The sequence below is a fragment of the Desulfovibrio sp. DV genome (assembly GCF_001936595.1).
Taxonomy (GTDB): Bacteria; Desulfobacterota; Desulfovibrionia; order Desulfovibrionales; family Desulfovibrionaceae; genus Solidesulfovibrio.
Window position 1 is genome coordinate 1 of record NZ_MLBG01000024.1, and the last position, 25,572, is coordinate 25,572.

Here is a 25,572-nt window from a genome sequence, read left to right on the forward strand (position 1 = left end):
CGGGGTCCGGGGCAGCGCCCCGGCAGGGTCCGGGGCAGCGCCCCGGCAGGGCAGCGTCCTGTGTGCCTTGGTTACTCCAAGGGGAACGCCACGTGGAAGGTCGTGCCGTGGCCGGGTTCGGAGGCGAAGTGGATGGAGCCGTTGTGCTTCTGGATGATGGACAGCGCAATGGAGAGCCCCTGGCCGCCGCCGTGTCCGACACCTTTGGTGGTGAAGAAGGGATTGAAGATTTTATCCTGGATATCGAGCGGGATACCTGTTCCCGAGTCGGCCACGGTGACGGCGATGGTCTTGCCTTCGAGGCGGCTGCCGACGCGGATGACGGTATTGGGCGTCTGGTTGTGTTCGCTGGCCTGGGTGGCGTTTAAGAGCAGACACAGCAGGAGCTGGTTGAAATCGCCGGGCACGCAGGGCAATTGCGGCAGGTTTTCGGCCAGATCGGTTTCCATGGTGACGGGGTATTCCTGGATGCTTTTGGCCACTTCGACGGTGGCCAGGATGGCTTCGTTGACATCGATGCTGCGCCGGCCGGTGGCTTCGGACTGGGCGAAGCGTTTGATGGTGCGCACGAAAGCGGCGACCCGTTCGGCTCCGAGCCGGCTTTCTTCCAGGGCCAACGGCAGTTCGGCCAGCACCATCTCCATGTCGTGTTCGTGTTTGAAGGTTTCGATGGCCTGGAGGGCATTTTCCAGGTCCTGGCCACACTCGGCCTGATGCAGGACGACTTCGTACCGGTCGAGCAGTTCGACGAGCCGGACGAGGTTGGATTGGGCGAACTCCAGGTTGCCGGAGAGGTATTGCAGGGGGGTATTGATTTCATGGGCCACGCCGCCGGCGAGCTGGCCGATGGCTTCCAGGCGTTTGGCGGTGGCGAGTTGCATTTCGAGTTGCCGCAGTTGGCTGACGTCGGTGAGGACTTCAAGCGACCCTTGGTAGTCGCCGTCGGGGCCGATCAGCGGCGAGGGCGAGACCATGACGATGACGAGCCGGCCGTCGGCGCGGCGCAGGGACAGTTCGTAGGGATCGGACTGCCGGTCCTGGCGGCTAAGCAGGGATTGGAGGAATCGGGCCCGTTCTTCTTCCCGGATGAAATTTGTGGCTGGTTGTCCGACGATGTCGCACATGGGGTGGCCAAGCATGTCGCACAGGGTCTGGTTGGCGAAATCAATACGTCCTTCGGCGGACAGGATGGCCACGCCCTGGTGCATGAGGTCAATGAGCGTCCGGTAGAGCTCCTGGCTTTGGGCCAGGGCGATTTCGGTTTTGCGGCGGTCGGTGACGTCACGGCACAGCACGACCTTGCCGGTGAATTTACCGGAGACGTCGCGCAGCCGTTGGATGGCAACGTTGTACTGCCGGGCGCTGTCGCCGGGGCCGACAGTCTTCTCGATCTCCACGCGGTCACCATGGGAATCCCGGAATTCGGCCAAGGCCGGCTCCAGCCAGGGGAGAAGCTCGGCCAGGGGGCGGCCGAGGGTGTCCTGGCAACTGTCGGTTTTTTTCGGCTTGGCGGCCTCATAGTACACCGCCCCGGCCCCGCCGACAAAGCCGATCATGCCCAGGGCGACAGCATTGCAATTCTCCACCCGTCCGGCCGCATCGAGCAGGAACAGTCCGTGTGGAATGGATTCAAACACCGTGAGGTATTTGTTTTTTTCATTCGTCAGGGTGAGATTTTCCCGGGCCAGGGCGTCCTGGGCCTCCTGCCCGGACAGTTCGTTCCAGCGCAGGACGAAGGTGTATTCCATGCGCTCGAAACAGTCGGCGACGAAGTCCCGGGCAGCGGCGTGGTGGACGCGCGGCAGTTCATCCACCGCATCCACCAGATCGAGGTAGGCCCGCTTGTAGTATTTGAGCATCCCCCAGAACATGGGAAGGGTCACGCCGCGGTGGCGATGCACGGCCGCTTCGTGGACGGCGAAAGCGGCAATGGGGTCCTCGGATGCGTCGGGGATGAGCGGATATTCACCGGGCCGGCCGTCATGGCTTTTAAGCGCTGCGGTCATGGCTTCGGTGAGCCCGACCACGGACACCCGCCAGGCTTCGACCAGGGTCGAGGTGAAGGCCGTGTAGCCGTGGGTCTTGGCATAGGCCAGGACACGCTCCATGAGCCAGGTCTCGCTGCGGGAGAGCAGGGTCGCCAGCGTGGATGTCCAGGGGATGGCGAAGGGCTGGGATGGCTCCATGCGTGTGCTCCAGGCTATCGAACCGCAAGGGGGACTCCGATGCAAGGAGTATTGCCGCATTTCCCGGAAGCGTCAAATGGCACAAACGGGTATGGGACGGCGTGTCTCTTACCGGATGAGCAGATGCACGATAAGGACGACCAGGACCAGGGCCGGATAGGTGCTGGCCCGGTTGAACAGGGCGGCGGCCTGGGCATCATCAAGGCTTTTGGCCAGCCGCACGGCCGGGGGCAGCATGAGCCAGGCCCCGCCGAGGCAGGCAGCCAGGGTCAGCGGCCAGGACACGGCCAGGGGCGAGGCGGCCAAAAGCGGCAGGGACAGGACGAGGCTGGCCGCCAGCATGGCCACGGCCAAACGGCTGGCTTTGGCGTAGCCCAGGACCACGGGCATGGTGCGCGCGCCGGTCAGGGCATCGCGGCTGGCGTCGTGCCAGTCGGCGGGGATGTTCTGGCCGCCGATTTCCCAGGTGAAAACCCAGGCAAAAAGGCCGAGGAGGAACCAGGGCGAGGGGTCCGGGACCACGGCATAGGCTGCGGCCAGGGGGCCGAGCGCCTTGACCACACCGTTAATAAGGGCGCGCAGGTGGGTGACGGTCAACAGCAGGCAGTAGGCGGTTTCGAGCAGGCAGCCGACGATGAGCAGCACGGCGCAGACCGGATTTAAGGCATAGGCCCCGGCAAAGGCCACCAGGGTCCACAGGACGAACCAGACGATGGCTCCGGGCAGGGACAGGCAGCCACGGGCCAGGGGATGGCGGATGAAGGCCGCATCAAGGTAGTTGGCCCGCGCGTCCTCGCCGCTGCCTTCGAGCTGGCGCTTGTCGGAGCGGTAATCCACGATGTCGTTTAAGGCGTAGACGGCGGTGTAGCCGGCAAAGACCGTGACGATGCCGAGCACCACCACGGACAGCGGCGGCATGACGCCCCGGCACAGCAGGGCCGCGCAAAACGGCCCGGCCAGATCGAGCAGGCCGTGCGGTGTGCGGGACAGGGCCAGATAGACGGTCAGGACAAAGCCCTGGCCTTGGGGAGCGGCGCAGGAAGCGGATTTCAAACGGCTAGACCTCGTCTTCCGGGACCGCCTTGCCGCGAAACACCCGGTACTGGTAGGCATTGTAAAAAAGGACCACCGGCATGAAGCCGCCGATGACGTAGAGCATGATGCGCAGCATGGGCTCCGGCGAGGCCGCTATGGCGGCGGTGACGCCCGGCGGCACGATCATGGGGAAAAGGCTCGTGCCAAAGGCCAGAAAGACGAAAAACAGCATGGAGGCGCAGTACATGAGCGGCCGGCGCTCCCAGCCCTTGCCGAGCGCCCGGAAATAGAGGGCGGCATTGAGCACGGCCACGACCAGGAGCAGGATGAACGCCGGCGACAGCCCGGATGCTCCCGGACGGCCGACCAGATGGCCGAGACGGCCGTCCAGGGCGATGTAGCCCACCAGCAGCACCAGGCAGCCCACGGCCCCCGAGCCGAAGCGCAGGCCCCACAACCGGGCGGCGTCCTGCAGTCCGCCCTCGGTCTTAAGGACCAGCCAGGCGGCAGCGAACATGGGATAGAGGCACAGCAGCGTGGCGGTCACCAGGATGGTGAAGGGCGAAAACCAGTCAAAGACGCCGCCGACGTAGCGCAGGCCGTCAAAGGCCATGCCCTGCAGGATGGCTCCGAGCAGGATGCCGTGGGCCACGGTGACGGCCACGCTGCCCCAGCCGAAGGTCCTGGTCCAAAAGCGCTTGTCCGCGACCTCGGCCCGGTATTCGATGCCGATGCCCCGGGCCATGAGCGCAAACAGCAGGAACCCGGCCGGCAGGTACAACGCGGCCAGCACCGTGCCGTAGACCAGCGGGAACGCACCAAAAAGCACACCGCCAAGCATGACCAGCCAGGTCTGGTTGGCGTGCCACACACCCTCGATGGTTTCGATCATGACGCTTTGCCGGGCTTCGCTTTTCTCAAGCAGGCACAGGATGCCGATACCCAGATCAAAGCCGTCGGTGAAGACGTAGAGCCACAGCAAAAAGGCCAGTATCCAGTACCAGACATCGGCCAGGGTCATGAATGCGTCCATCTCTGCCGCCTTTGGGTCTGTCCGTGGTATGCCCGATGGTCACAAGGTAACATGCGCACTAACCGGCCGTGCGCCCGGGCAGATGGCCGGCAGGAGGCATTTCGTCCATATTGGGCCCCTTGCGCAGAAGCCGGCCCATGAAAAAGAGGAAGGCGGCCCCCAGGAGCGTATAGGCCGCGATGAACCCGGCCAGGGACAGGCCCACTTCGGTGGCCGACAGGTTGGCCGAATGGCCGCCCTCGGTGCGGATGAGGCCGTAAACCAGCCAGGGCTGCCGCCCGACCTCGCGGGTGACCCAGCCCATGACCACGGCCAGATAGGCCCCGGCGGCCATGAGCACCCAGGCCAGATAGAGGGGCTTGTTTTCCGCCGCGCGCCCGGGGGTGAGCCGGCCGCGCCGCCACCACCAAAGGGTCCAGGCCATGACGGCGACCATCATGCCGCCAACGCCCACCATGAGGCGGAAGGAATAAAAGGGCAGCACGATGGGCGGCCGGTCCTGCCTGGGAAAATCCTTGAGTCCGGGCACGATGCCGGTCGGCGAATGGGTGATGAGCAGGCTTAACGCATAGGGGATGGAGATTTCAAAATAGTTGCGTTCGTTGGCCGGATCGGGCCAGGCCAGCATGTTCCAGGCCGCGCCTTCTCCGGGCTTGTTGGTGTCCCAGTGGGACTCGATGGCCGCCACCTTGGCCGGCTGGAGACGGCCGATCTCCTGGCCGTTTAGGTCCCCGACAAAGGCCTGCAGCGGGGTCACGACCAGGGCGGCTACGGCGGCGAATTTAAACGAGCGCAGGAAGAAGGCCGGATGCCGGCCAAGGAGGATGTTCACTCCGGACACCGCGCCGATGACGAACAGCGAAACGCTCAGGCAGGCCAGATACATGTGGGTGAAGGCCAGGGGCAGGTCCGGGGAAAAGACGGCGGCCAGATAGTCGTCCACCACGAAGATGCCGTTTGCGACATGGCCGCCGGACGGGGTCTGCATCCAGGAATTGGCCACAAGAATCCAGAAGGCCGACAGCGAGGCGGCAAAGGCCACCATGATGGTGGCGAAAAAGTGCATCCTGGGGCCGACGCGTTTCCAGCCAAAGAGCATGATGTAGAGGAAGGCCGATTCCAGCATGAAGGCCATGGTGCCCTCAAAGCCGAGGATCTGGCCGAAGAAGTTGCCGACCGTGGCCGAAAACGGCCCCCAGTTGGCCCCGAACTGGAATTCCAGCGGGATGCCGGAGACCACGCCCACGGCGAAATTGACGGCAAAAAGCCCGGACCAGAACCGAAACTGGCGAAAATAAACGAGGTCGTGGGTTTTAAGCCACAGGTACTCGATAAAAACGAGATAGACGCCAAGCCCGATGGTCAGGGTCGGGAAGGTGATGTGAAAGGCCGTGGTCAGGGCGAACTGCAACCGGGACAGCAGGAGCGGATCAGTCAGGTAGTCCATGGCGGCTCCCAGGCCCGGTTAGGGGCGCGCGGTTTTGATGGCCACACCGAGGATAAACAGACACGATTCGTGGAATCCCGGCAACAGGGTCAGCCCTTCATCGGCCAGGGCGGCCCGGAACTCGGGGCCATGGAACCGGTTTTCCCTCGGGTGGGCCAGGATAATCCGGAACAAGGGGTTGGCATAGAGCGGCGGATAGATTTCCTCGAAATAAAACGCGCCCCCCGGCCGCAGCACCCGGGCCACTTCGGCCACGCCGCGCCGCCAGTCGGGCAGATGGTGGATGATGCCGAAGTTGACCACGGCATCAAAGGCGGCGTCCGGATAGGGCAGCCGTTCGGCGTCGCCAAGGACAAACAGGCGGTTGTCCCAGTCCGGCCCCTGGCGCCGGCCGGCCGCCACCTTGACCATGGCCGGGTCCACGTCCAGGCCGTGGTAGAGCGACGGGGCAAAACGCCGGGCAAAGATGCCGGCCCCGCCGCCGTCGCCGCAGCCGATTTCCAGCACCCTGGCCCCGGGCGGGATGGGATGGGTGGCGCGGAAATAGGACACTTCCCGCCATTGGGCGATTTTGCGTACGAAGCTGCGACAATAAAACCGTTCCGGCCAGTTCACTTCCATTATGCCCCTCTGCTTAAGCTGTCAGTCTCCCATGTTGCACCAGACAGGCGGGGGCACTGTCAAGGGAAATCTCTATTGCCGGCTAGCCCTTGCGTCCTGTGAAGATGCGGGCCACGCCGCAGGTGAGGTCGGTGACGCGGCACTGGCCAAAGCCGGCTTCGGCCATCTGGGCCAGGAAATCGGGGTCGCGGGGGAAGGCGTCCACGGACTCGACCAAGTAGCTATAGGCGTAATCGGTGCGCGACAGGAAATTGCCCACCGGCGGCAGGATGCGATCGAAATAGAAGCGATACAGGGCCGCGGCCAGGGCGTTTCGGGGGATGCCGAATTCCATGATGTGCATCTGCCCGCCCGGAACAAGCACCCGGTGGAATTCGCGCATGACCGCCACCCGCTCGGCAATGTTGCGGATGCCAAAGGCCATGGTCACGGCGGCGACGCTGGCGTCGGCCAGGGGCACGTCGCGGCAGTCGGCCACGCCCAGATGGTAGCCCGAGACATGCTTGCGCTCGCTCTTGGCCCGGGCCACGGCCAGCATGGCCGGGGAGAAATCCAGGCCGACCACGGTCAGGCGCGGCCGGCGGCGGCGGATGGCCAGGGCCACCTCGCCCGTGCCCGTGGCCGCGTCAAGGACGATGCCGCTGGTCGGCTCAAGCATCCCGACCAGCACCCGGCGCCACCAGATGTCGATGCCAAGCGACAGGGCGCTATTTTGGAAATCGTAGGAAAAGGCGATGTCCTCAAACATCCGCCGCACCAGGGTGTCGCGCATGGATTCCCCCGAAGTTAGCGGCCGTTGCCGGCCGGTTTGACCAGTCGCAAGGTTTGCCATGCCCGGCCCCGGTAGCGCAACCACAAGACCACGGCCATGACTGCGGCGTAAAAGGCGAAAAGGCCCCACAACCCGACCACCCCGACCCAGCCGTAGGCCACGGCGGCAACGGCCGGGACCACCAGGGCGAAAACGGACACGGCGGCCGCGGCCCACATGAGGTAGCGGGTGTCGCCGGCTCCCCGGAGCACACCAAAGGCCATGTGGATGACGATGTCGCAACACCCGAGGACCGCGGCCCAGGCGAAAAGCGGCCGGCACAGGGCCACGGCGTCGGCAAAGGTGGCGTCGGCGTCGTTTGGCCGAAAGATCTGGGCCAGTTGGTCGGGCACGGACAAAAAGATCACGGCCATGACGGCCATGTAGACGGCCATGACGCGCACGGCGCTGCCGGCGGCCCGCACGGCCTCGGCCGGCTTCCCGGCCCCCATGGCCTGCCCGACAATGACGGCCAGCCCCTGGGACAGGCCGATCAGCGGCAAAAAGGCCGGCGTGTTGGCCGAAAGGACGATGCTCGTGGCCGTCAGCTCGGCCCGCCCCAGGCGGCCGGACAGGGCAATAAAGACCATGGCCGCAAACACGTCCAGAAAGACCTGGGCTCCGCCCGGCATCCCCAGCCGCACCAGCCGGGAAAAAAGCCCGCCGTCGAAGCGAAAGTTCCGAAAGACGCCGTAAAGCTTGTCGTTGTCCCGGGTGAAAATCAGCAGGCAGTAGACGGCGGCCATGCTTGTCCAGGCCATGACCGTGGCCAGGGCCGATCCGGCCACGCCCATGGCCGGCAGCCCGAGCTTGCCAAAGATGAGCACGTAATTGAGCGGGATATTGAGGAGCGCTCCGCCGAAATTGACGAACATGATGACGCGTGTGAGCCCCCGGCCGCTGAAAAAGGCGGCCAGCGCGGCCTCAAGCACCATCATCCCGGCCCCGAGCATCAGCACCCGGTAATAGATGACCTCCAGATGGCGCACGTCCCGGGGATGCCCCATGGCCTCGAAGATCGGCCCGGCGGCCAGGGCCAGCAGGGTCAGCGGCACAAAGGACAGCAAGGCGAAATAGATGCCCTGCCAGACCACCCGGCCAACCATGGCGGCGAGGCCAGCCCCGACATGCTGGGCCACCAGCACCCCGGCATAGCCGGCCGTGCCGAGGAAAAACGAGGTGAGCAGGAAAAAGGTCACACCGGCCGGCAGGGACGCCGCCAGGGCGTCCTGGGAATACCAGCCAAGAAAGATGCGGTCGGTCAGATGCATGGCCGTTAGCGACCCCATGCCGGCCAACAGCGGCAACCCCAGCCGCAACACATGGGCGATGCCGCCCGGACCGTGCCAGCGTTTCATATACGTCTCCGCTGGTCCCGAAAATACGGGGCCGGATTACAAGGACCGGGCCGAATGCCGGCGGTCTGTTCGAGGGTGGGGGTCTTGGCAGAGTTTTTGCTTGGCGTCAAGGAGCCGGACCGACGTCCGGGGTCAAACCGAGGAGCCGACCATGCCATCCGCCCCACCGGCCGCAACCGACATCATGGACCTCCTGCTGTGCGCCGACGATACCACGCCCTACCCCGGGCAACAGGCCCTGGAGCAGCTCATCCGCCGGGCCGCCGCCCCCGTGCCGGCCAAAGCGGCCAGGAGTCCGGCCCTCTCCCCGGCCGGCCCCACCCTGCTCCCCCTGCCGGCCAAAGCCAAGCCCCGCCAGCCCAAGCGCAAGGCCACCCACTATTTCGAAGCCGAAGCGGTCGGCCGCCTGGAATCAGCCCGCACCGCCCTCAATGCCCTGGCCCGCCCAAACCTTCCCGGACGGGCCCGGCGCATCAGCAAGTCCGCCGTGTTGGAGGCCGCCCTGACCCTGGCCTGCGACGCCTTTGAAGCGGCCGGCCCCGACAGCCCGCTCGCCTGCCGCCTGCTGCCGCAGGCTGCGTCCACCCCGCCCAAGACCGGAGGCTGACCCATGGAAACCGCCCTGTTCGCCATCTGCCCCTTCTGCCGGGCCAGGCAGGATGTCCCGGAAGGCCAGGCCACTGCCGGCGTCACTTGCGCCAAGTGCCACCGCCGCTTCACCATGCGCCGCCCCGAACCGGCCCAGGCGACACCCGCAACCGCCCCGGTCCTTCGCTTCGAGCGCCCCCACGGCGTGTTCGAACGCCCGACCATGGTGGAACGAAGTGTCCAGGCTGTCACCCGGACAAACGCCGCCCCGTTGGCCGCAACCGCTCCGGCCGCCCCGGCTGCCTCTGTCGCCAAAGCCGCCCCGGCCCTGGCCCCGGCGGCAGACACCGAGGAAGAGACCGGGCCGCCCATCCTGGCCGAACCCGATGCCGCCGAGGAGCAGGCTGCCGCTGCGGCGCTTCGCTCCATCAAAAGCCAGCTCGCCGCCGAACCGGCCCCCTGCCGGCTGCCTGCCCCGAAAACGGCCAAGGCCCGGCGTATCGGCGTGATGCTCAGCAAAGGCGGCGTGGGCAAGACCACCACCGCCGTCAATCTGGCCGCCGGACTGGCCGGCCTGGGCAAGCGCGTGCTGCTCATCGACGCCGACACCCAGGGCCAGTGCGCCTTTGCCCTGGGCGTGGCCCCGGCCAAGGGACTGGCCGAATTCGTCGAAGGCTCGGCCGACGCCGACACCGCCCTGATCGAGGCCCGGGAGAACCTGTGGCTGCTTGGCGGCGGCAAGGGGCTGGCCGGGCTCAAACGCCTTATAAGCCGCAAGGATTTCGGCGGCGAACGGACCCTGGACGACGCCCTGGCCGCCCTCGACGCCCGCTTTGACGTGATCGTGGTGGACAGCGCCCCGGGCTGGGATGCCCTGACCGTCAACGTGCTTTTTTACGTGCGCGAGGTGCTCGTGCCGGTGGCCCTTGAAGCCATGTCGCTGCAAGGATTCTCCGAATTCCTGCGCAGCTTCGCCGCCGTGTCGCGCTACCGCCCGGAACTGTCCCTGGCCTATATCGTCCCGACCTTTCTCGACAAGCGCGTGCGCGGCCCGGCCGCCCTGGCCGGCGAACTGGCCGCGCTTTATCCCGAACGCATCTGCCCGCCGGTGCGCTACAACGCCAAACTCTCCGAAGCGCCGGCCGAAGGCCGCACCATCTTCGAATTCGCCCCCCGCTCCCCCGGAGCCAAGGACTACCGCGCCCTGGCCAACCGCGTCGCGGCGGGCGCATAGGGGAGGAATGGGAGAGGGGAGAGAAGGCAGGAAGAGTGCCTCCGGCGGCCGGGGGCCTGAGGCCCCCGGACCCCCCACATGGGAAAGGGGGGGACGGTGTTGCCCGACCGCCCGGGACTGGCGGGAGGCCATAAAATTTCACTTTCCCGGGAAAAAATGCTCCAGCCGCGCAAACGCCGGACGGCCGCCCCACTGGATGTGGAAAGCGGCCGTCCGGTTCGTCTTTTCCGGGAATGGGGAGCGAATGCAATTTGAGGGGGTTGCCGGCCCGGGGCTGCCGGCTACTCCACGTTGCGTGGAATCTGCTCGGCCGCCTTGGTGGCGCTGACCAGGGTCTTGTCGGTTGCCGCAGCCGGAGCCTGCTTGGCCTTGGCCAGCATGGCGGCATGGCCGCGCAGCACCGAGGCCAAGACCGGCAGGGACAGACGGTGGGCGGCGATACGCGGAATGGCCTGGATTCTGGTCGTGGCCGAGACCGGACTGTCGCCGGTGACAAAGAGGTATTCGTAGCCGGCCTCGCGCAACAGCCGGGTATAGGCCTCGCTCACCGCGCCATAGGGATAGGCAAAGTATTTGGTGTCGTAGCCAAGCACCTGCCGGAAGCGTTCGCGGCTCTTGCGTACGTCGTCCCGGGCAAATTCCTCGCTTTTGGCCAGTTTCGGGGAATGGCTGAAGGAGTGGTCGGCAAAGGTCGCCTTGGGATAGGTCTTGATCGTGTCGATGTCGGCCTGGGACAGGGTGGCCTTGCAGTATTGGTTGGCCGTGTAGGCCATGGGCAAAAACAGGGTAAAGGGCAGATTGCGGCGCTTTAAGACCGCATAGGCCTGCATCACCGTGGCCCATCCGTCGTCGATGGCGATGACCACCGCCCCGTCCGGCGGATTCTGGCCGGTGGCGATGTCGCGCACCAGTTCGTCAATGCCGATGATCTTGTTGCCGTTTTTTTCCAGAAAATCGAGCTGGCTTTCAAACGCAGCCAGGGAAATGGACATGGAGGTACGGACGCCAAAGCTGTGGTATACCAAAATGGTGGCTGCCCGGACAGGCAGCACCGCAGCAAGGATCAACAGACAGGTCGCCAGGGCGACGACGCAAAAAGGCCCTTTGGCGCGCATGGGCACCCCCGATGCAGCGACATCCCTGACGCTCGTTCCCCCGGCCCAACGCCGACGGTACGCCACGGGCCGCTTTATGGTTTTGTCGTACCAGAGGCAGAGGCGTCACGCAAACGCCGGGCCGCATCCATAATCGTATTCACGTACACCTGGCTATGGTTATAGCCGTAAAAAACCTTGCGCATGGCCTCGTCCGACATGGGTTGCTTCCAGCCCATGGCCCGCAGGATGTTGCCGAGGCTGGCCAGGGCGTCCTCGACGTCGAACAGGTCGGCCTTGCCGTCGCCGTTGCCGTCCACGGCGTACTTGAGCGCGTTTGACGGCATGAACTGGCAGATGCCGATGGCCCCGTAAATGGACCCCGGAATGGACAGTGCATCAATGCCCTGGATGTCGGCGTAGCGCAAAAGCGCCCGCAGTTCGCCGTAGGCCCATTCGCCTTTTTCCAGCGCCTTCCGGTTGAGCCAGGCCTGACGGTCCGGGGAGGGCTTTTCATAGGTGAACGAGCCGGCCAGCCGGGCCGGGTCCTCGCCGGCCACGAGGCTGGCCAGATTGACCACCGCCACCTCGTCGCCAAGATACCGCCCCACCCGGGTCTCCACCGCCAAAAGCGCCACCAGATACTCTTCGGGCACGCCGTAATTCTGCCGGGTCCGGGCCAGGGCGGCGCGGTTTCGCTCGTAAAATTCCCGGGCCTCGGCCATGCGTTCGGCCGAAAGCACCACATCGTGGACTTCGGCCGTGGGGAACACGGGAAAGACCAGACCTGCCGGGGCGTGGTGCGGGGATTTGTCGAGTTCGGCCAAAAGCGCCTCCGTGGCCGTGCCAAGCGGCGGCAGGCCTTCCGAGGCCTGATAGGCCCTAATCGACCAGCGGGTCATGCGGTCGAGCTTGCCGTCGGCCGGCCCCGGATGCCAGCCCAGGGCGATAAGCCGGGTCTGGATGTCGGCCACCAGACGCAGGCCGTACTTGCGCATATACAGGGCAGAAAGCTTGTCAGCCATGGCCTTGGGCGAAAAGACCATCTCGGCCCGGGAGAAAAGCCGCCGCAATTTCGCTTCCGGCAGCCCGTCGGCAGCCAGCCGGGTCAGGATCGGCTCAAAGGCCGGGTCCACGGTGGAGGCGGCCAGGGCTCCGCCCAGGGCCAGGACCAGGGCGGCCAGCCCCAGGAGCAGGGCCACGGCGCGGGTCAGGCGCCAAAACACGCGTCCGGGGCGCATGGTCAGGCCAGCCTCGGCCGGGCCAAGCCGGCGGCCACCCGGGACAGAACGGCCACCACGGCCAGGGAAAAGAGCAGCCGGCCGACAAAGGTGCCCCACAGGCTGGCCCCGATGAGATACATGAGCAGCGTGTCTTCAATGAGGGCATGGGACAGGCTCATGAGGCTTATGGCCGAAAAGACGTCGCGCGGGGCCACCTTGCCCTTTTGCACGTCGTGCAAAATAAGCCCGCTGCCATAGGCCAGCCCCATGACCAGCCCGATGACGGTGATGGTGGCCGCACCGCCGCCAATGCCCATGAGCCGCAAAAACGGCAGCAGGGCGGCCTCGAAGATTCGGGTGACGCCAAGGGTCTCCAGCAGGCGCATGGTCCCGACCAGGGCGGCGATGACGCAGTAGATCATGCCGAGATTCTTTATTTCCCCAAAGGCCCAGGCCCAAAGGCTGCCGTCTTCAGTCGAGGGGGTAAAGAGCAGCGGGGCCGGGTCGGTAAAAACGCCCAGGGCCGAAAAAACGCCGTTGAGCAGCATGCCGCAGGCCAGCGCCCCGGCCAGTCGCAACACGGCCTGGCCCCAGAACCCCACGCCGCAGCGCTTGGCTATGGCCCCTTCCACAAAGAGGTTGTGGGCAATGAGCATCATGGTGGCGATGACGGTCGCCTGGGCCACGGTCAGCGGGGCCATGTCCGGGACCAGGGCGGCGTGGACGGCCAGGCCGGCGTAGAGATTGTTGGCTATGGCCGTGGCCCAGGTCAGGCCGCATTCCGGCGGCAGGCCGACCAGACTCATGAGCGGAGCCAGCGGTTTGGCCAGATAGGCGATCCAGCCAAGCTCCTTGAGAAGCTTCACGCCGATGAGAATGGGCACCATGACCTTGAACAGATCGAGACAGATTCGTGCGGCATCGACAACCACCGCACGCAGGGCGCGCGGCAGGGCGGAAAAGGCGATATCCATGGGTGTTGGCTATCCGTTTCGCCTAGGGCAGGACTTTGTTGCCCCGGGCCATTTTCACATACGCGTCGTAGGCGGCATCGCTCATGATGCCGGAGCCGACATAGACGGCCCGCCAGTCCTCGGCCGTAAGGCTCGTGCCTTCCATGGCCGTTTGCAACTGGATGTCGTAGACCATGATAACCAGGTATTCCCGGGCGATGGGGCTGCCGGACTTGGCCATTGCCAGGGCGGCCTCGGTGGTGGCGGCGGCGGAGTAGTCGCCGGACCAGGGCGCGACATAGACGGTTCGGGCCAGCCGCACGTAGTCGTCACGGGTTTCGGCCTTGCCGGCCTTGGCCTTGGCTGCGGCAACTTTGGCGCGCACCGCGGCCACGGCGTCCGCCGTCAGGGGCATGGCCGTTGCGGGGGCAACAGAGGAGGCGGGTTTTGCAGACAGCGCGCCGCAACCGCCAAGGAGTAAGGTCAGAGCCAGGATCGCCAACGCCGCTTTCGCCGCCATCTTTGCCTCCGGGGACGTACCGGCCGCAACAGCTGTCGCAACCGGCCGCGACAGAACCATTTTCCCGGCCATTTGTCCATGACGGCAGGAGGGCTTGGCCCCCCCGCCGCCAGAAGAGGCGTTATTTGGCGAAGGCGTCGTAGGCGTCAAGGATACGCGAGGAATAGACGAAGGCAGCGCCGGTGTTGAGGGTGATGGCCACGGCCAGGGTTTCGAGGAGTTCCTCGCGGCTGGCCCCGGCTTCGACGGCAGCCTTGGCATGAACGGCGATGCAGGTATCGCAGCGGGTGGTTGCGGCCACAGCCAGGCTGATGAGTTCCCGGGTCTTGAGATCCAGGGTGCCAAGGGCGCTCCCGGCTCCGTCCAGGGCCTTGTAGCCGTCCATGATGCCCGGATTGCCCTTGGCCAACGCGCCCAGTGCCTTGACTGCCTCGCCCAACTTCTCCTGCCAATTCTCGACCATTGCGGCCTCCTGTTTTTTGCCGCCACGCGGCGGCGTGGGCCGGGAACACGGACCCCACCGCTCCCGGATGATTCTTGGTGTCCGAGAACGCCGGCGCGGTCAAGAAGGGGTCGAGGTCAGCGCACCCCGCTCCTGGCCAGAACCTTGTCCACGTAGGCCCTGGTTTCCGGGATATCGGGCACGCTGCCGCCCTTTTTGACCCGTCCGGGGCCGGCGTTGTAAGCGGCCAGGGCCAGACGCACATCGCCGTAGGCATCGAGCAGGGCGCGCATGTAGCGGATGCCGGCCTCAAGGTTGTTGGCCCCGTCAAAGGCGTCGGCCAGTCCCAGGTCGCGGCCGGTGCCGGGCATGATCTGCATAAGCCCGCTCGCCCCCTTGGGCGAGACGGCCCGCACGGCAAAGCCCGACTCCACTTCCACCATGGCCCGCACCAGTCCGGGGTCCACGCCGTGGCGGCGGCAGTAGTAGCGGATAAACGGCACGATTTTGGCCTGGTCTGTCCCGGCCGGCAAGCGCATGTAATCAAACGGCTGGAAGTTCTCGTCGAGTTTGCGGTTGCTTAAGTGGATGGCGCCCTTGGCGTCGCGGTACTGGTAGATAGGTTCGGCTGCGGCTGGTACAGACGCGCCAAGCAGGCAGATCAGGGCAAGGGCGGCGTAAAGGGCAGGCATGGGCCGAGTGTGCTTGGATGCAGGCGTTTTGGCAACCGCTGGGTCAGTGGCGAAAGTCCAGGGAAAAGTCGTAAATGGCCACGGTCTGGGTTTCCCCGCCGGTGCCTTCGGTCCAGCCAAAGCGAACCGAGGCCAGACCGGCGTGATCGGACGGCGCGAGGCTTACGGTATGGTCAAGAAGCGGGGATTCGCCGCTGTAGTCGGCGCTGACGTCCTTGCTGCCTGTCCCGCCCGGATCGATCCAGGCCAGGACGCGGTACCGGCCGCGTGTGCCGTCGTTTGTGCGGTGAATTTCCAGGCGCATGGCATGGGCTGCCCCGTCCTCCAGCCAGTTGGGTCCGCTGGCCGGTTTGGCCCGTTGGTAGTAGCCGGTTGAGTTCTTGCCGGGATTGCCCGGGGCGTTGCCGGCTCCGTGGGTATTGTCGTCGTAGCTTGTGGACGAGCTGCCCCAGTACACCACGGCAATATGGTTGGCGAAGCTTGCATCCGCCCGGCTGTTGGACATGGTCGGAGCCAGTTGCCCGGTGTTGGGGTAGGTGTCCACCTCGACGGCGAGTTTCGGCGGCGCTATGCCAAGGCCCGAGGGGCCGGGCCCGGAATAGCCAAGGTATTCCCCGCGCGACCCGGAAGCCGGGCCGCCGGCGGCAGTGGCCGGGTCGTTGGCCGCAGTGGCCACGGTAAAGGTGAACCCGTCGGCGCACCGCATGGAGTCGGCGCTGTCGTCGTAGTTCTGGAATGTGAAGACGAAATAGGCGCGCAGTCCCTTGCCAAACGTGCACGCACCGTCCCGGCAGGTTCCATCCGGGCATTGGGCGGCTTGGCAGGAGCCGTAATCGCCGCCGTACCAGATCGCGCCATTGGAATCCGACAGCCCGCCGCCCAGGCGCAACCAGCCGCCGGCATACCGGTAGGCGTTTTCGGCCCACAGCGTGGCCCATTCGTGATCGGACAGGCCGCCTGGCGCATCCGGCAGGTCACTGTCGAAAACAAGTATGGACCGGGCGTTGTTGGCTGTTTTGCCGACGACTGGCGGGATGAAATCGTCTATATCGTCGTCGAAATTGATCGGCTTTGCCGATTTGCGCCTGGCCGAGAGCTGGCAGTTGGCAGCGGCAGCCGTGCCTGCATTGACGCACCCCAGGCTGGTGACGGTATAGTAGCCGGCGCCATCCGGTCCGGATTGGGACAGGGTGAAGGAACCGTCCGCCAGCGAATAGGTGCCGGTTTTGCCGGCCGACCAGTAATTGAGGCCGGAGAGGGCCAGGTAGTAGGCGCTCGTAGCGTGGATTGAGGCAAGTGAAGTCCGCTGGGAACTTGAGGTCAGAAAGGAGACGGTTACGGCAAGACAGGTGAATGCGAGAAGCGTCGTAATGACAAGCAGCAGGGATGAGCCGGATTGGCGCATTGCGTCATGCGCCTCCAGGGGGGGATGGGAAGAGTCTCGATTGCAATTAACGAATGCATTTCGCCACATGCTATTTTTGGGCCTGCGGCGAATAATTTTATGACATAAAGTACGGGATGCCGAAGCCTCACTTCATCTACTCTATGAACACGAAAAGCGACAACACCAAATAATATTTACAAATCAATATAAGCATTTTGTTAATGCCGCCTACTGATACCAATTAGCTATTGCATAGTTTGAAGGCACATAGGTAATATCATTGTCCCATTTATAATTGTTATTCGCTCCGAGCATGACAACTGCTCCAATGAGCGTATTATTTCCTCCTAAAGTTATAGATCCTGTTGAGAACAGTGTCCCAAACCACTCTGCACCCCAATCAAAATTTATGTCGGAATGGGCTTCCAAATACACTCGGGCGGCATAGGGATTTCCAACAGTTGACATGCTTTTCCACGTCGTCCCGTCAATAGATACATTCACAGAATCCAGGTTACCAACATTTACTGTTCCAATGCTAAAAATAGTAATATCACCACCTGAGACATTCAGATTAAGTGTAGCCCCGTATGCTAAGTCAATCTTGTTGAATACATACGTACCAGCGACCAATGTCAGCGGTTCACTGACGGCAATAGACAAATTCTTGTAAGACCCTGGCAAAAGCGGAGATGACTTTCCAAATTTTCCCTCGCCATAGTTGGATACTTTGTCCACAGTACCAGCCACGAGGTTGGCCTTTGGCGAAGGATCAGCCACATTTGCACAAATTGAAGGCGCAGTTGGAGCGACATTAGGCGGGTATGACGTTGTTTCAATTTTTGAACCAACCGTCCCAGACCCGACTTGGACTGATTTTCCAACAGCAACACCTAGGATTTTTGAAGCCCAAGACAAAGAGATTGTCTTACCAGCGTATGCATTTTTCGTCACTACAACTTCATTTCCGGAAAAAGTAATGTTATTTTTTATATATACATTCGTTCCATAAAAATTTTGAAATCCGAATATCCCATCACTCGCCGAGACAGCACCTACGTTAAGATTCCCGTTTACTGAGACATTCTCATCTGCCGTATACGATGTACCAACAAAAGCATCAGATCCAATAGATGACTTATATTTCATACGCAAACTTCCCTGTGCATTAAGTGTTCCGGCGACAGAGCTTTGATCCAAAACAACATTTCCACCACTGCAAAGGTTCTTGCTTAATTTCGTCGAATAGCCAAGAGTGGCATCTTTTTTTGTCGTCACACTACCGGTAATATTTGCCTGTTGCGATGTAAATGATTTAGCATACAAATTTCCTATGACAACAGAATCACCGCTTATTACAACATCAGAATTTCCTGCAAACACGACATATTCTGATGCACCGGTTGGTGTCGATTGTGGCTTTACTGTAAACGTCCTTTGCCCAGAATAGGTCAACAAAAAATTACTTTCTTGCGAACTAGCGGAGGAACTAATTGCACTTCCAACAAGTGTAGTCACAGTATAATTTGTCGTACTACCGCCGACAGGTGTAACAACTATTTGAAACTGCCCGATGCCTGATGGCAAAGTATAAGGCGACCCTGCATTAACTTTTGCGATAAAATCACTCAGGTCGGAATATACATAGTTTGGATTTTTTTCTACATACTTTAAGTACTGCAACCCAGAATACGCAGCATAATATGCACTACCAAAGCGGTTTTCCTGTGCTTCACTCGAAGAACTCGACCCGGTTAACTGCGATATCACGGCTCCGAGGACACTCAACGCAATAATAGAGCCTATAACCACGAATAATACGCTGCCATGGCAGCGCTTCCCCAAACAAGATTGCCAATAAATATTCTTCACTTAGCCACCAAATCCGCTTATGACAAATTTTTTATTGTAACTTGAGAAGTTAAGACCTGCGACTTCCCATTGACTGTCACAGTCATTGCAACAGTTACATACTTCAGACTGGACACACCTGTTCCTGATGTATCTTTCTGCATAGAAAAAGCTGTCACATTTTGACACAGCGGAGCACCATTCAAGTTCAACGTTTTTGTTGATGCCACATAGGTAATAACATTATCAACAATTGTCGCTCCATCCAATGACGGGATCTTGTATGTCGTGCTCGGTGTCGCTGCCCCTGGATTATCCAGAACATATGCATGAGCGGTTGCCGTCGTATCAACTGAAATTATTTCAATAAAAAGTCTATTCATAGCGACCTGCGCCTGCTGGATCGCCACATCTGTGTCCTTGACGGCCAAGTAAAGTTTGATGACCCGAGAGATCCCAACACTGGCGAATGAACCAAGGACGCCTAATATCACCAGGACGCAAATAATTTCGATAAGAGAAAACCCGTTGCGATTTCTCATCATTCACTTTCCGGGGAAAAGCATTGTCAGGGACTCACCAGTTGCAGTGCTTTTTACAGTCAAAGCATACATACCAGAAGTCAAGGTGTTATCGACACTGAATGTTGAACCCGTGAGCTTACAATAGCCTGATTTTGCAGCATCCTTTGCGTAACCAGACCCCATATTATTCGGAATACAGGTATCGATAAAAACACTCATCGTACTATTTGAATAGCAATTTACAATTTTTTCCATAGTCGACTGCAACGTCACGGCTGTTCCAAGATCTTGGAGAGCTTTCGAACTTCCCACCAAGGAGCCGACCATGTTCGGTCCTGCCAGAGATGCCAGCAATCCAGCCAGGACGAGGGCCAGGATAATTTCAATCAGGGTGAATCCACTTACAGACCGGCTCATCGACACCCTCACTGCGCAAACCCAGTTTTGGCGAAAACCGTCATCGCCTTGGCCGTATCCCCGGTAAATGTCACGGTAATATTCTTGCCGTACACGGCCAGCGGCGCGGTTTTCAGGTATTCCTTGCCCGCATTATTTCCCGCCCCGCCCGTACCGACCAGACGGCCGCGAGAATCGAAAATGATGTCCTGCCCCACGGCATCGCCCACCGCCATGGTCACGCCGTTGGACAAGGTGCGTGAGTTTGCGCCAACACCTGGCAGCACGGGACTGGTTTTCAAATCCGGATTGTTCGTGAAGAGGGCATAGGAATGGCCGTCTGCGTTTACGGTGATACCCCAGGTGGAGATATCGCCCATGGCCCGCTGCTGGGCATACCGCAAACTGGCCTTGAACAGATCGGCTTCCGTGGCAGCGGAAATATTGTTGGTCGAATATTTGCTTATCGCAACGGCAGTCAAAATCCCAAGCAGCAATAAAACGACAACAATCTCCATGAGACTGAAGCCGTGTGTGCCCGCATTTTCGGCACCCGGCGCCGCTCGTTGCTTTGCAAGACTTTGACAAATCATGTTTTATCCGCCATAGACCACGCTGCTCCAAGCACCAAAGCCAGAAAGCTTCTTGATTGTTATAAACATTTCCATGCCCTATGCAAATTGAAAATAATCCACTGTTCCGCGCCGGAAAGAATCCCCTTGTCTGGGGCTGCCTGCTCCTGACCGCCGTGACCATTCTCAACAACTGGCCCATGGCCGCCTTCGGCTTCGCCTGGGACGATCACGGCTACATCGTGCGCAACTACCCTATCCAGGACCCCGTCTCTCTCAAAAGCATCCTGTGGTGCCTGACCGCCTTTGCCGAAGCCAACTGGCATCCCCTGACCTGGCTGGCGCTGCATATCCAGTTCCAGTTCTTCGGGCTCAACCCCGGCGGTTACCACGTCGTCAACCTGCTCCTGCACCTCGCCAACACCCTGCTGCTCTACGCCCTGCTCTTTCGAACCACCCGGGCGGTCGGCAAAAGTCTGGCCGTGGCCGCGCTTTTTTCCGTGCATCCCCTGCATATCGAGTCCGTGGCCTGGATCTCCGAGATAAAAGACGTCCTGAGCACGTTTTTTTTCCTGCTGACGCTGCACGCCTACACCAGCTACGCCAGACGCCCCGGCCCCGGCCGCTACGGCCTTGTCTGCCTGTCCCTGGCCTGTGGTCTGGCCGCCAAGCCCATGCTCGTCACCGCGCCGTTCGTCCTGGTCCTGCTCGACTACTGGCCGCTCGGCCGCTGGCTGGCCGGTCCGACTGCAGTCCTCCAGACGCCGATCGTCCCCCGCTTCCCCGCCCGACGCCTCATCCTGGAAAAACTGCCGCTCCTGGCCATGGTCGCGGCAGTGTGCGTCCTGACCTTTATGGCCCAGCACGACGGCGGGGCCGTGGCGAAGTTATCATCGTTGCCTATACTTATGCGCTTGGGCAACGTGGCCAACTCCTACCTGCTCTACCTCTGGCGCATGATTTGGCCCTGGCCGCTGTCGTTTTTTTATCCCTTGGTTCCAGTCCCCATCTGGCGTTTCGCACTGTGCCTGCTCGGCCTTGCTGTCCTGAGCTACGCGATGTGGCGCACCCGGCGGAACAAGCCTTATCTGCTCTTTGGCTGGCTCTGGTATCTCGGCACCCTGGTGCCGGTCATCGGACTCGTCCAGGTCGGTTCCCAGGCCATTGCCGACCGCTACACGTACATCCCATCCATTGGCGTCTTCATTGCCGCATCCTGGATTATTGACGATTTGCGAAAGCGAGTGCGCTTAAGTGTACTGCTGCCAGCGGCGATGACTATTGCCGTGGTATTTATCTTAATGTGTGTCAGCTTGGACTATCTTCTAAAGTGGATTAACGAAGAGGAACTGTATTCCTACGGCCTGAGTCTGGATGAAAACAATCCCATCGCCCGCAATAACCTTGGCATTTTTCTCATTAAAAATAAAAACTCCGGCGACGCCGCAAAACAATTTAAAAGCGATCTTGAAATCAATACTAATTCCGAAGCCGCAAGGCTCAATCTTGCAAATATATCCCTCATGAGGGGAAACTACTCTGAAATGCTCGACTATTTGCTCCCTGCTTTACAAATCAACCCAAACAATGGACTCATTTACTATTTCTTGGGACAAATGTTTAATCAAGTACATGACACTGAAATGGCAGAAAAATTATTCAGGAAAGGATTAAATTTTAAAGATCTTAAATTCAAGACAGCCGTTGCGCTGACAGACGTGCTCATCCAGGAAGGCCATTACAAGGAAGCACTTTCCGTTTCTGAAAATTTTATGTCTAAGATATATGATAAAGACCCACAAAAATCCATGCTCCTCTGGAATTCTAGCAGAGCACACCGCCTCAAAGAAGACTTTGTCAACGCCAAAATAGATGCTGAGCGCGCCTTACAGCTGCAGCCGATTTTTCCAAATGCACGTCGCGAATTAGCTTTACTGGCTGTGAACGGGAAAAATACATATGCCGCAGTAAAAGAACTCAAGTTATCGCTCGGACAGTATCCTTTTGATCCAAACACATGGGCATTACTTGGACAAATCTATTTCGATCAAGGTCGATACAGTCGTGCATATGAACAGCTTCGACGAGCACTTTGCCATGAGCATGAACTATACGACAATTTTGCGATTGATGCACATCTGAATATGGCTGTACTACTGCGGCGATTCGGCCAAGCAGACGACGCCGCCCTCCATTCAGCCCGGGCGAATGATCTGCGCCTGATCGCAACCTCAAAGGCAGCGCAATCCTTGCGACAACGACTCTTCAGCACCGTCATCACGATTCCGGCCCAGAAATAACAAAACTATCTCGTCATGACGTCAAGCGTGGCGAACATAGACTGCCCTCAGCAAAGCCCTACCCGGAAAGAATCCACGCAGGGCTTTGCTGATGGATTATTAGTTTATAGTAAACGTATAAGACATCTTGGCGATATCAGTTTTGTCCAATTTGTCAAACCAAGTCTTGGCTGCCCCGAGACCAGCAGTCACGTAGGCTGAGACGACGCCTTTGTTCGCGGTATATGAACCGGCAAAATCTGTCGCCGTATCGCTTCTGCTTGTCGTAAAATCGGTTCCAACGCTGCCGGCGTTCGACATCGCAAACGCATGATAGTCATTGGTGGCCATGGTCACGATAGACGGCAGCGCGCCCATAGCGGTCTTTATCTGGGCCTGCGTTTGCAGATCGTTGTACTTCGGAATGGCCACAGCGGCCAGAATGCCGAGAATCACCAAGACGGCAATGATTTCGATGAGGGTGAAGCCCTGTTCGCCCTGCCTGCTCTTCCTTGCGATACCCATGTTCAGTCTCCTCCTGAGGTGTGTTCGCCTTGCGGCACATTTTGACTAGCACAAACCATGCCCCTTCCCCCTTATAGGGCCAGAGGCCCGGCTTTTCCCCGCCTTTGACGTTGCTCAAACCGCTCCAAACCTACATCAGCGACACCAATGCTCCAATATTTGGAGCATTTTCCTCCATAATTTGATGCCTGACAATCGTCCTTACGAACTGCCTGGCCGAAACCGACCGACCTCGATGCCAAGCTTTTTCACCCGGTGCCACAGGCTGCGCTCCTTGATCCCCAACAGCGCCGCAGCCCTGGCCTGCACACCGCCGGTGCGGGCCAGGGCCGCCTCGATCAGTGTGCGCTCATACGCACTCAAACGCAGCTCCAAGTCCGGGCCCTCGTCGACACCAGCCGTTTCCACCGGCCCCGTATCAGACAACCCGGTCAAATGGCGCGGTCCAAGCTCACTCCCGCCCGACAACACCGAGGCCCGCTCCAGGACGTTTTTAAGCTCCCGGACGTTGCCCGGCCAACCATGGGCCAACAATCGCTGCAAGGCTTCCACGGACAACGTCGTCCCCGGCCGGGTCGCCTCCAACATCCGCTCGGCCAGAAGCGGGATGTCCTCGCGCCGCGTCCGCAACGGTGGCAGATGAATGGGAAAGACGTTGAGCCGGTGGTAAAGATCCTCCCGAAACCGTCCCTGACGGATCATTTCCGACAGATCGCGATGGGTGGCCGCCACCACCCGGACATCCACACAAACCGGAACAGTGCCCCCCACCCGTTCGAACTGTCGCGTCTCCAAGGCCCGTAGAATCTTAGCCTGGGTTTCCGGCGGCATGTCGCCAATCTCGTCAAGAAACAGTGTCCCGCCGGCGGCTTTCTCAAATTTTCCGATTTTCCGGGACACCGCACCGGTAAACGCGCCCTTCTCATGGCCGAAAAGCTCACTTTCCAGCAGCCCGTCAGGGATCGCCGCACAGTTGACCGGCACAAACGGTCCTTTGGCCCGGCCGCTTTTTTCATGAATGCTGTGGGCGGCCAAGTCCTTGCCCACTCCGGACTCCCCAAGCAGCAACACCGTGGCGTCGGTGGTCGCCACCTTGAGCAGTTGGGAAAACACTGCCCGCATGGCCCGGCTTTCCCCCACCATATTCGGGAACAGCGCCCGGGCATCCATGGTGCTTAACAGCTCCACGACCTGATCGAACACCCCTTCCAAATGGTCGAGGGCGTCCCGGGAGCGTGCAACCGTTCCCGGAGCCTTTGCCAGCACGTCGATCTGTCGCGCCGATTCCAGAAATCGGAGGATCGGACGCCGCACCCACAGCAGCAAGCCCGTGGCCGCCAGATAGACTGTACCGCCAGACAGCAGGCACAGTATCTCGGCATGTCGCTCCCAAAAGAGTCCCGGCCACAAGGACGAGGCCGCCAGGATAGGCAGGGCCGCCAGACCGGCCAGAATAAAGGGCACCAGGATGACAAGGCTGATGCCGACCAGTGGTGAGTTGTGGCCCCGGGACTTGCCAAGGTCTGGCTCCGGCATCTTGGTTCGGGCCACTGGAACCTCACATTTTAAGAGTCGCCTGGGACAGGTCCCACATAGGCATGAAGATGGCCAAAGCGAAGAAACCGACGACCGCGGCCAGCCCGACAATCAGAACAGGACCGAGCGCATCGGACAGGCGTTTGACTGCAAAGGCCACTTCCACGTCGTAGTGTTCGCTGATGGCCGAGAGCATCTCGTCGAGATTGCCCGACTCCTCGCCAACCGCCACCATGGTCACCACCATGGGCGTGAAATACTTGGCCCGCGACAATGGACCAGCCAACCCCTGGCCGGAACGGATCATCTCCTGGATGCGCCTAAACTCCTGGGCGATGGCCGCATTGCCGATGGTGCCGACCAGAATGTCAATGGTCGTCAACACCGGCACACCACTGGCCTGCAGGATGGAAAAAATGGCCGCAAACCGGGACATGGCTGCCTTACGCAGCAGCATACCCACGACCGGGATGTGCAGGAAAAAGGCGTCCCGCGCCACTTTGCCGTGTTCCGTGCGAAACCATAGGGCAAACGGAATGACCACGATCAAAAACGTCCCGAGAGTGATATACCAGTATTCATTGACGAGGGTGTGCAAGTGCATGGCCATCCGGGTCGGCCAGGGCAATTCGATCTTGGCGCTGGCAAAGATACCGGCAAAGGTTGGCACGACAAACTTGAGCAAGAAGAAAAACGCGCCGCCCAGGGCGATAACCACTGTGATCGGGTATTGCAGGGCAGACTTGATATCGGTACGAACCTGATGTTCGTGGGAAATGATGTAGATGAGCCGTTCAAGGACCGACGGCAAGGCACCGGCAGCTTCGCCGGCCCGGACCATACTGATGTAGAGCTCGGAAAAGACCCGCTTCTGGGCGGCCATGGCATCAGATATCGTCGAACCTTTTTTGACCGCATCAGCCATGTTGGCGCAGACCTTGCGCAACTTGGGATTTTCCGACTGCTGCTCGAGCACCTTGAGGATTTCCAGCATCGACAGTCCGGCCCCGAGCATGGTCTTGAACTGCTTGGTGAACAAAATCAGTTCCTGGGCCTTGACCGATGCCAGCATGTCGTTGAGAGACTCGACAAAGCCACCCCCCGACTCTCCGCCGCCCTTTTGCACCGAAACCGGAATATAGCCCATGCCCGACAGCCGCGACTTGACGGCATCGGCGTTGTCGGCTTCCAGAACACCTTTGACCGTGTTCCCGGATTCGTTGATGGCCTCGTAGGCGAATTGCGGCACCAGCTCCGTCCTTTAT

General features: G+C 60.9%; 24 protein-coding genes. 3 read left to right on the top strand and 21 right to left on the bottom strand.

Annotated elements, in window-relative coordinates; all coding sequences use genetic code 11:
• Window positions 1–71: 71 nt before the first annotated feature.
• The 7 genes from DVDV_RS07890 to DVDV_RS07920 all read right to left on the bottom strand — a co-directional run bounded on the left by DVDV_RS07890 (window position 72) and on the right by DVDV_RS07920 (window position 8,491).
• On the bottom strand, window positions 72–2,186 hold the full coding sequence (locus DVDV_RS07890) for a PAS domain S-box protein (RefSeq protein ID WP_075354139.1): 2,115 nt from the start codon (window positions 2,184–2,186) through the stop codon (window positions 72–74).
• Between the two features lie 108 nt (window positions 2,187–2,294).
• Window positions 2,295–3,239 (bottom strand): UbiA family prenyltransferase, encoded by a 945-nt coding sequence (locus DVDV_RS07895; RefSeq protein WP_075354140.1) that lies wholly within the window; start codon window positions 3,237–3,239, stop codon window positions 2,295–2,297.
• Window positions 3,240–3,243: 4 nt separating this feature from the next.
• Window positions 3,244–4,254, bottom strand: coding sequence for a cytochrome d ubiquinol oxidase subunit II (gene cydB / locus DVDV_RS07900; RefSeq protein WP_075354141.1), 1,011 nt, complete (start codon window positions 4,252–4,254; stop codon window positions 3,244–3,246).
• Between the two features lie 58 nt (window positions 4,255–4,312).
• Window positions 4,313–5,701, bottom strand: coding sequence for a cytochrome ubiquinol oxidase subunit I (locus DVDV_RS07905; protein WP_075354142.1), 1,389 nt, complete (start codon window positions 5,699–5,701; stop codon window positions 4,313–4,315).
• A gap of 18 nt (window positions 5,702–5,719) precedes the next feature.
• Window positions 5,720–6,322, bottom strand: coding sequence for a class I SAM-dependent methyltransferase (locus tag DVDV_RS07910; protein ID WP_075354143.1), 603 nt, complete (start codon window positions 6,320–6,322; stop codon window positions 5,720–5,722).
• An 82-nt stretch (window positions 6,323–6,404) separates the two neighbouring features.
• Window positions 6,405–7,094, bottom strand: a complete 690-nt coding sequence (locus DVDV_RS07915; protein WP_075354144.1) for a ubiquinone/menaquinone biosynthesis methyltransferase — start codon at window positions 7,092–7,094, stop codon at window positions 6,405–6,407.
• Between the two features lie 14 nt (window positions 7,095–7,108).
• On the bottom strand, window positions 7,109–8,491 hold the full coding sequence (locus tag DVDV_RS07920; protein ID WP_075354145.1) for an MATE family efflux transporter: 1,383 nt from the start codon (window positions 8,489–8,491) through the stop codon (window positions 7,109–7,111).
• Between the two features lie 151 nt (window positions 8,492–8,642).
• Between DVDV_RS07920 and DVDV_RS07925 the strand changes: the two genes are divergently transcribed.
• Both DVDV_RS07925 and DVDV_RS07930 read left to right on the top strand, forming a co-directional pair.
• Window positions 8,643–9,098: a hypothetical protein gene (locus DVDV_RS07925; protein WP_075354146.1), complete on the top strand. Its 456-nt coding sequence runs from the start codon at window positions 8,643–8,645 to the stop codon at window positions 9,096–9,098.
• Between the two features lie 3 nt (window positions 9,099–9,101).
• Entirely contained in the window at window positions 9,102–10,313 is a 1,212-nt protein-coding gene (locus DVDV_RS07930) for a ParA family protein (protein WP_175577081.1), read from the top strand.
• A 281-nt stretch (window positions 10,314–10,594) separates the two neighbouring features.
• Here DVDV_RS07930 and DVDV_RS07935 read toward each other — a convergent pair whose 3' ends face one another.
• The 11 genes from DVDV_RS07935 to DVDV_RS07975 form a co-directional block, all read right to left on the bottom strand.
• A complete protein-coding gene (locus DVDV_RS07935; protein ID WP_075354147.1) occupies window positions 10,595–11,428 on the bottom strand; it encodes a polysaccharide deacetylase family protein in 834 nt (277 codons plus the stop codon).
• Window positions 11,429–11,502: 74 nt separating this feature from the next.
• On the bottom strand, window positions 11,503–12,648 hold the full coding sequence (locus tag DVDV_RS07940; protein WP_075354148.1) for a lytic murein transglycosylase: 1,146 nt from the start codon (window positions 12,646–12,648) through the stop codon (window positions 11,503–11,505).
• A 2-nt stretch (window positions 12,649–12,650) separates the two neighbouring features.
• Window positions 12,651–13,604, bottom strand: a complete 954-nt coding sequence (locus DVDV_RS07945) for a nucleoside recognition domain-containing protein (protein WP_075354149.1) — start codon at window positions 13,602–13,604, stop codon at window positions 12,651–12,653.
• A gap of 22 nt (window positions 13,605–13,626) precedes the next feature.
• A complete protein-coding gene (locus tag DVDV_RS07950; protein WP_075354150.1) occupies window positions 13,627–14,103 on the bottom strand; it encodes a hypothetical protein in 477 nt (158 codons plus the stop codon).
• Between the two features lie 121 nt (window positions 14,104–14,224).
• Window positions 14,225–14,566 (bottom strand): carboxymuconolactone decarboxylase family protein, encoded by a 342-nt coding sequence (locus DVDV_RS07955; protein WP_075354151.1) that lies wholly within the window; start codon window positions 14,564–14,566, stop codon window positions 14,225–14,227.
• A gap of 116 nt (window positions 14,567–14,682) precedes the next feature.
• Window positions 14,683–15,237 (bottom strand): transglycosylase SLT domain-containing protein, encoded by a 555-nt coding sequence (locus DVDV_RS07960; protein ID WP_075354152.1) that lies wholly within the window; start codon window positions 15,235–15,237, stop codon window positions 14,683–14,685.
• Window positions 15,238–15,280: 43 nt separating this feature from the next.
• Window positions 15,281–16,642 carry a hypothetical protein gene (locus DVDV_RS07965; protein WP_075354153.1) on the bottom strand — a complete coding sequence of 454 codons (1,362 nt, stop codon included), beginning with the start codon at window positions 16,640–16,642 and terminating at the stop codon, window positions 15,281–15,283.
• 210 nt (window positions 16,643–16,852) lie between these two features.
• Window positions 16,853–18,496, bottom strand: a complete 1,644-nt coding sequence (locus tag DVDV_RS22180; protein WP_139311557.1) for a hypothetical protein — start codon at window positions 18,494–18,496, stop codon at window positions 16,853–16,855.
• A 17-nt stretch (window positions 18,497–18,513) separates the two neighbouring features.
• Window positions 18,514–19,020 carry a type II secretion system protein gene (locus DVDV_RS07970; protein ID WP_075354154.1) on the bottom strand — a complete coding sequence of 169 codons (507 nt, stop codon included), beginning with the start codon at window positions 19,018–19,020 and terminating at the stop codon, window positions 18,514–18,516.
• Window positions 19,021–19,416: a prepilin-type N-terminal cleavage/methylation domain-containing protein gene (locus DVDV_RS21830; protein ID WP_139311558.1), complete on the bottom strand. Its 396-nt coding sequence runs from the start codon at window positions 19,414–19,416 to the stop codon at window positions 19,021–19,023.
• Between the two features lie 8 nt (window positions 19,417–19,424).
• Window positions 19,425–19,988, bottom strand: coding sequence for a Tfp pilus assembly protein FimT/FimU (locus tag DVDV_RS07975; protein ID WP_075354155.1), 564 nt, complete (start codon window positions 19,986–19,988; stop codon window positions 19,425–19,427).
• A gap of 80 nt (window positions 19,989–20,068) precedes the next feature.
• On the opposite strand from DVDV_RS07975, the gene DVDV_RS07980 reads away from it, so the two are divergent.
• Window positions 20,069–22,267 (top strand): lipopolysaccharide assembly protein LapB, encoded by a 2,199-nt coding sequence (locus DVDV_RS07980; protein WP_075354156.1) that lies wholly within the window; start codon window positions 20,069–20,071, stop codon window positions 22,265–22,267.
• A 99-nt stretch (window positions 22,268–22,366) separates the two neighbouring features.
• Here the strand turns inward: DVDV_RS07980 and DVDV_RS23770 are convergent, their stop codons facing one another.
• The 3 genes from DVDV_RS23770 to DVDV_RS07995 all read right to left on the bottom strand — a co-directional run bounded on the left by DVDV_RS23770 (window position 22,367) and on the right by DVDV_RS07995 (window position 25,556).
• The gene (locus DVDV_RS23770) at window positions 22,367–22,771 is read right to left on the bottom strand and encodes a prepilin-type N-terminal cleavage/methylation domain-containing protein (RefSeq protein WP_075354157.1); all 405 of its coding nucleotides are present in this window, start codon (window positions 22,769–22,771) and stop codon (window positions 22,367–22,369) included.
• A 201-nt stretch (window positions 22,772–22,972) separates the two neighbouring features.
• Entirely contained in the window at window positions 22,973–24,307 is a 1,335-nt protein-coding gene (locus DVDV_RS07990) for a sigma-54-dependent Fis family transcriptional regulator (protein ID WP_075354170.1), read from the bottom strand.
• A gap of 22 nt (window positions 24,308–24,329) precedes the next feature.
• Complete coding sequence (locus DVDV_RS07995) at window positions 24,330–25,556, bottom strand: type II secretion system F family protein (protein WP_075354158.1); 1,227 nt, start codon at window positions 25,554–25,556, stop codon at window positions 24,330–24,332.
• Window positions 25,557–25,572: the final 16 nt, after the last annotated feature.

Coding starts and splice junctions, on each gene's coding strand:
- DVDV_RS07945 (WP_075354149.1), bottom strand. CDS start 13,604: ATGGATATCGCCTTTTCCGCCCTGCCGCGCGCCCTGCGTGCGGTGGTT.
- DVDV_RS07990 (WP_075354170.1), bottom strand. CDS start 24,307: ATGCCGGAGCCAGACCTTGGCAAGTCCCGGGGCCACAACTCACCACTG.
- DVDV_RS07920 (WP_075354145.1), bottom strand. CDS start 8,491: ATGAAACGCTGGCACGGTCCGGGCGGCATCGCCCATGTGTTGCGGCTG.
- DVDV_RS21830 (WP_139311558.1), bottom strand. CDS start 19,416: ATGAGCCGGTCTGTAAGTGGATTCACCCTGATTGAAATTATCCTGGCC.
- DVDV_RS07980 (WP_075354156.1), top strand. CDS start 20,069: ATGCAAATTGAAAATAATCCACTGTTCCGCGCCGGAAAGAATCCCCTT.
- DVDV_RS07975 (WP_075354155.1), bottom strand. CDS start 19,988: ATGATTTGTCAAAGTCTTGCAAAGCAACGAGCGGCGCCGGGTGCCGAA.
- DVDV_RS07960 (WP_075354152.1), bottom strand. CDS start 15,237: ATGCCTGCCCTTTACGCCGCCCTTGCCCTGATCTGCCTGCTTGGCGCG.
- DVDV_RS07890 (WP_075354139.1), bottom strand. CDS start 2,186: ATGGAGCCATCCCAGCCCTTCGCCATCCCCTGGACATCCACGCTGGCG.
- DVDV_RS07930 (WP_175577081.1), top strand. CDS start 9,102: ATGGAAACCGCCCTGTTCGCCATCTGCCCCTTCTGCCGGGCCAGGCAG.
- cydB (WP_075354141.1), bottom strand. CDS start 4,254: ATGGACGCATTCATGACCCTGGCCGATGTCTGGTACTGGATACTGGCC.
- DVDV_RS07950 (WP_075354150.1), bottom strand. CDS start 14,103: ATGGCGGCGAAAGCGGCGTTGGCGATCCTGGCTCTGACCTTACTCCTT.
- DVDV_RS23770 (WP_075354157.1), bottom strand. CDS start 22,771: ATGGGTATCGCAAGGAAGAGCAGGCAGGGCGAACAGGGCTTCACCCTC.
- DVDV_RS07970 (WP_075354154.1), bottom strand. CDS start 19,020: ATGATGAGAAATCGCAACGGGTTTTCTCTTATCGAAATTATTTGCGTC.
- DVDV_RS07925 (WP_075354146.1), top strand. CDS start 8,643: ATGCCATCCGCCCCACCGGCCGCAACCGACATCATGGACCTCCTGCTG.
- DVDV_RS07940 (WP_075354148.1), bottom strand. CDS start 12,648: ATGCGCCCCGGACGCGTGTTTTGGCGCCTGACCCGCGCCGTGGCCCTG.
- DVDV_RS07910 (WP_075354143.1), bottom strand. CDS start 6,322: ATGGAAGTGAACTGGCCGGAACGGTTTTATTGTCGCAGCTTCGTACGC.
- DVDV_RS07905 (WP_075354142.1), bottom strand. CDS start 5,701: ATGGACTACCTGACTGATCCGCTCCTGCTGTCCCGGTTGCAGTTCGCC.
- DVDV_RS07965 (WP_075354153.1), bottom strand. CDS start 16,642: ATGCGCCAATCCGGCTCATCCCTGCTGCTTGTCATTACGACGCTTCTC.
- DVDV_RS07915 (WP_075354144.1), bottom strand. CDS start 7,094: ATGCGCGACACCCTGGTGCGGCGGATGTTTGAGGACATCGCCTTTTCC.
- DVDV_RS07935 (WP_075354147.1), bottom strand. CDS start 11,428: ATGCGCGCCAAAGGGCCTTTTTGCGTCGTCGCCCTGGCGACCTGTCTG.
- DVDV_RS07955 (WP_075354151.1), bottom strand. CDS start 14,566: ATGGTCGAGAATTGGCAGGAGAAGTTGGGCGAGGCAGTCAAGGCACTG.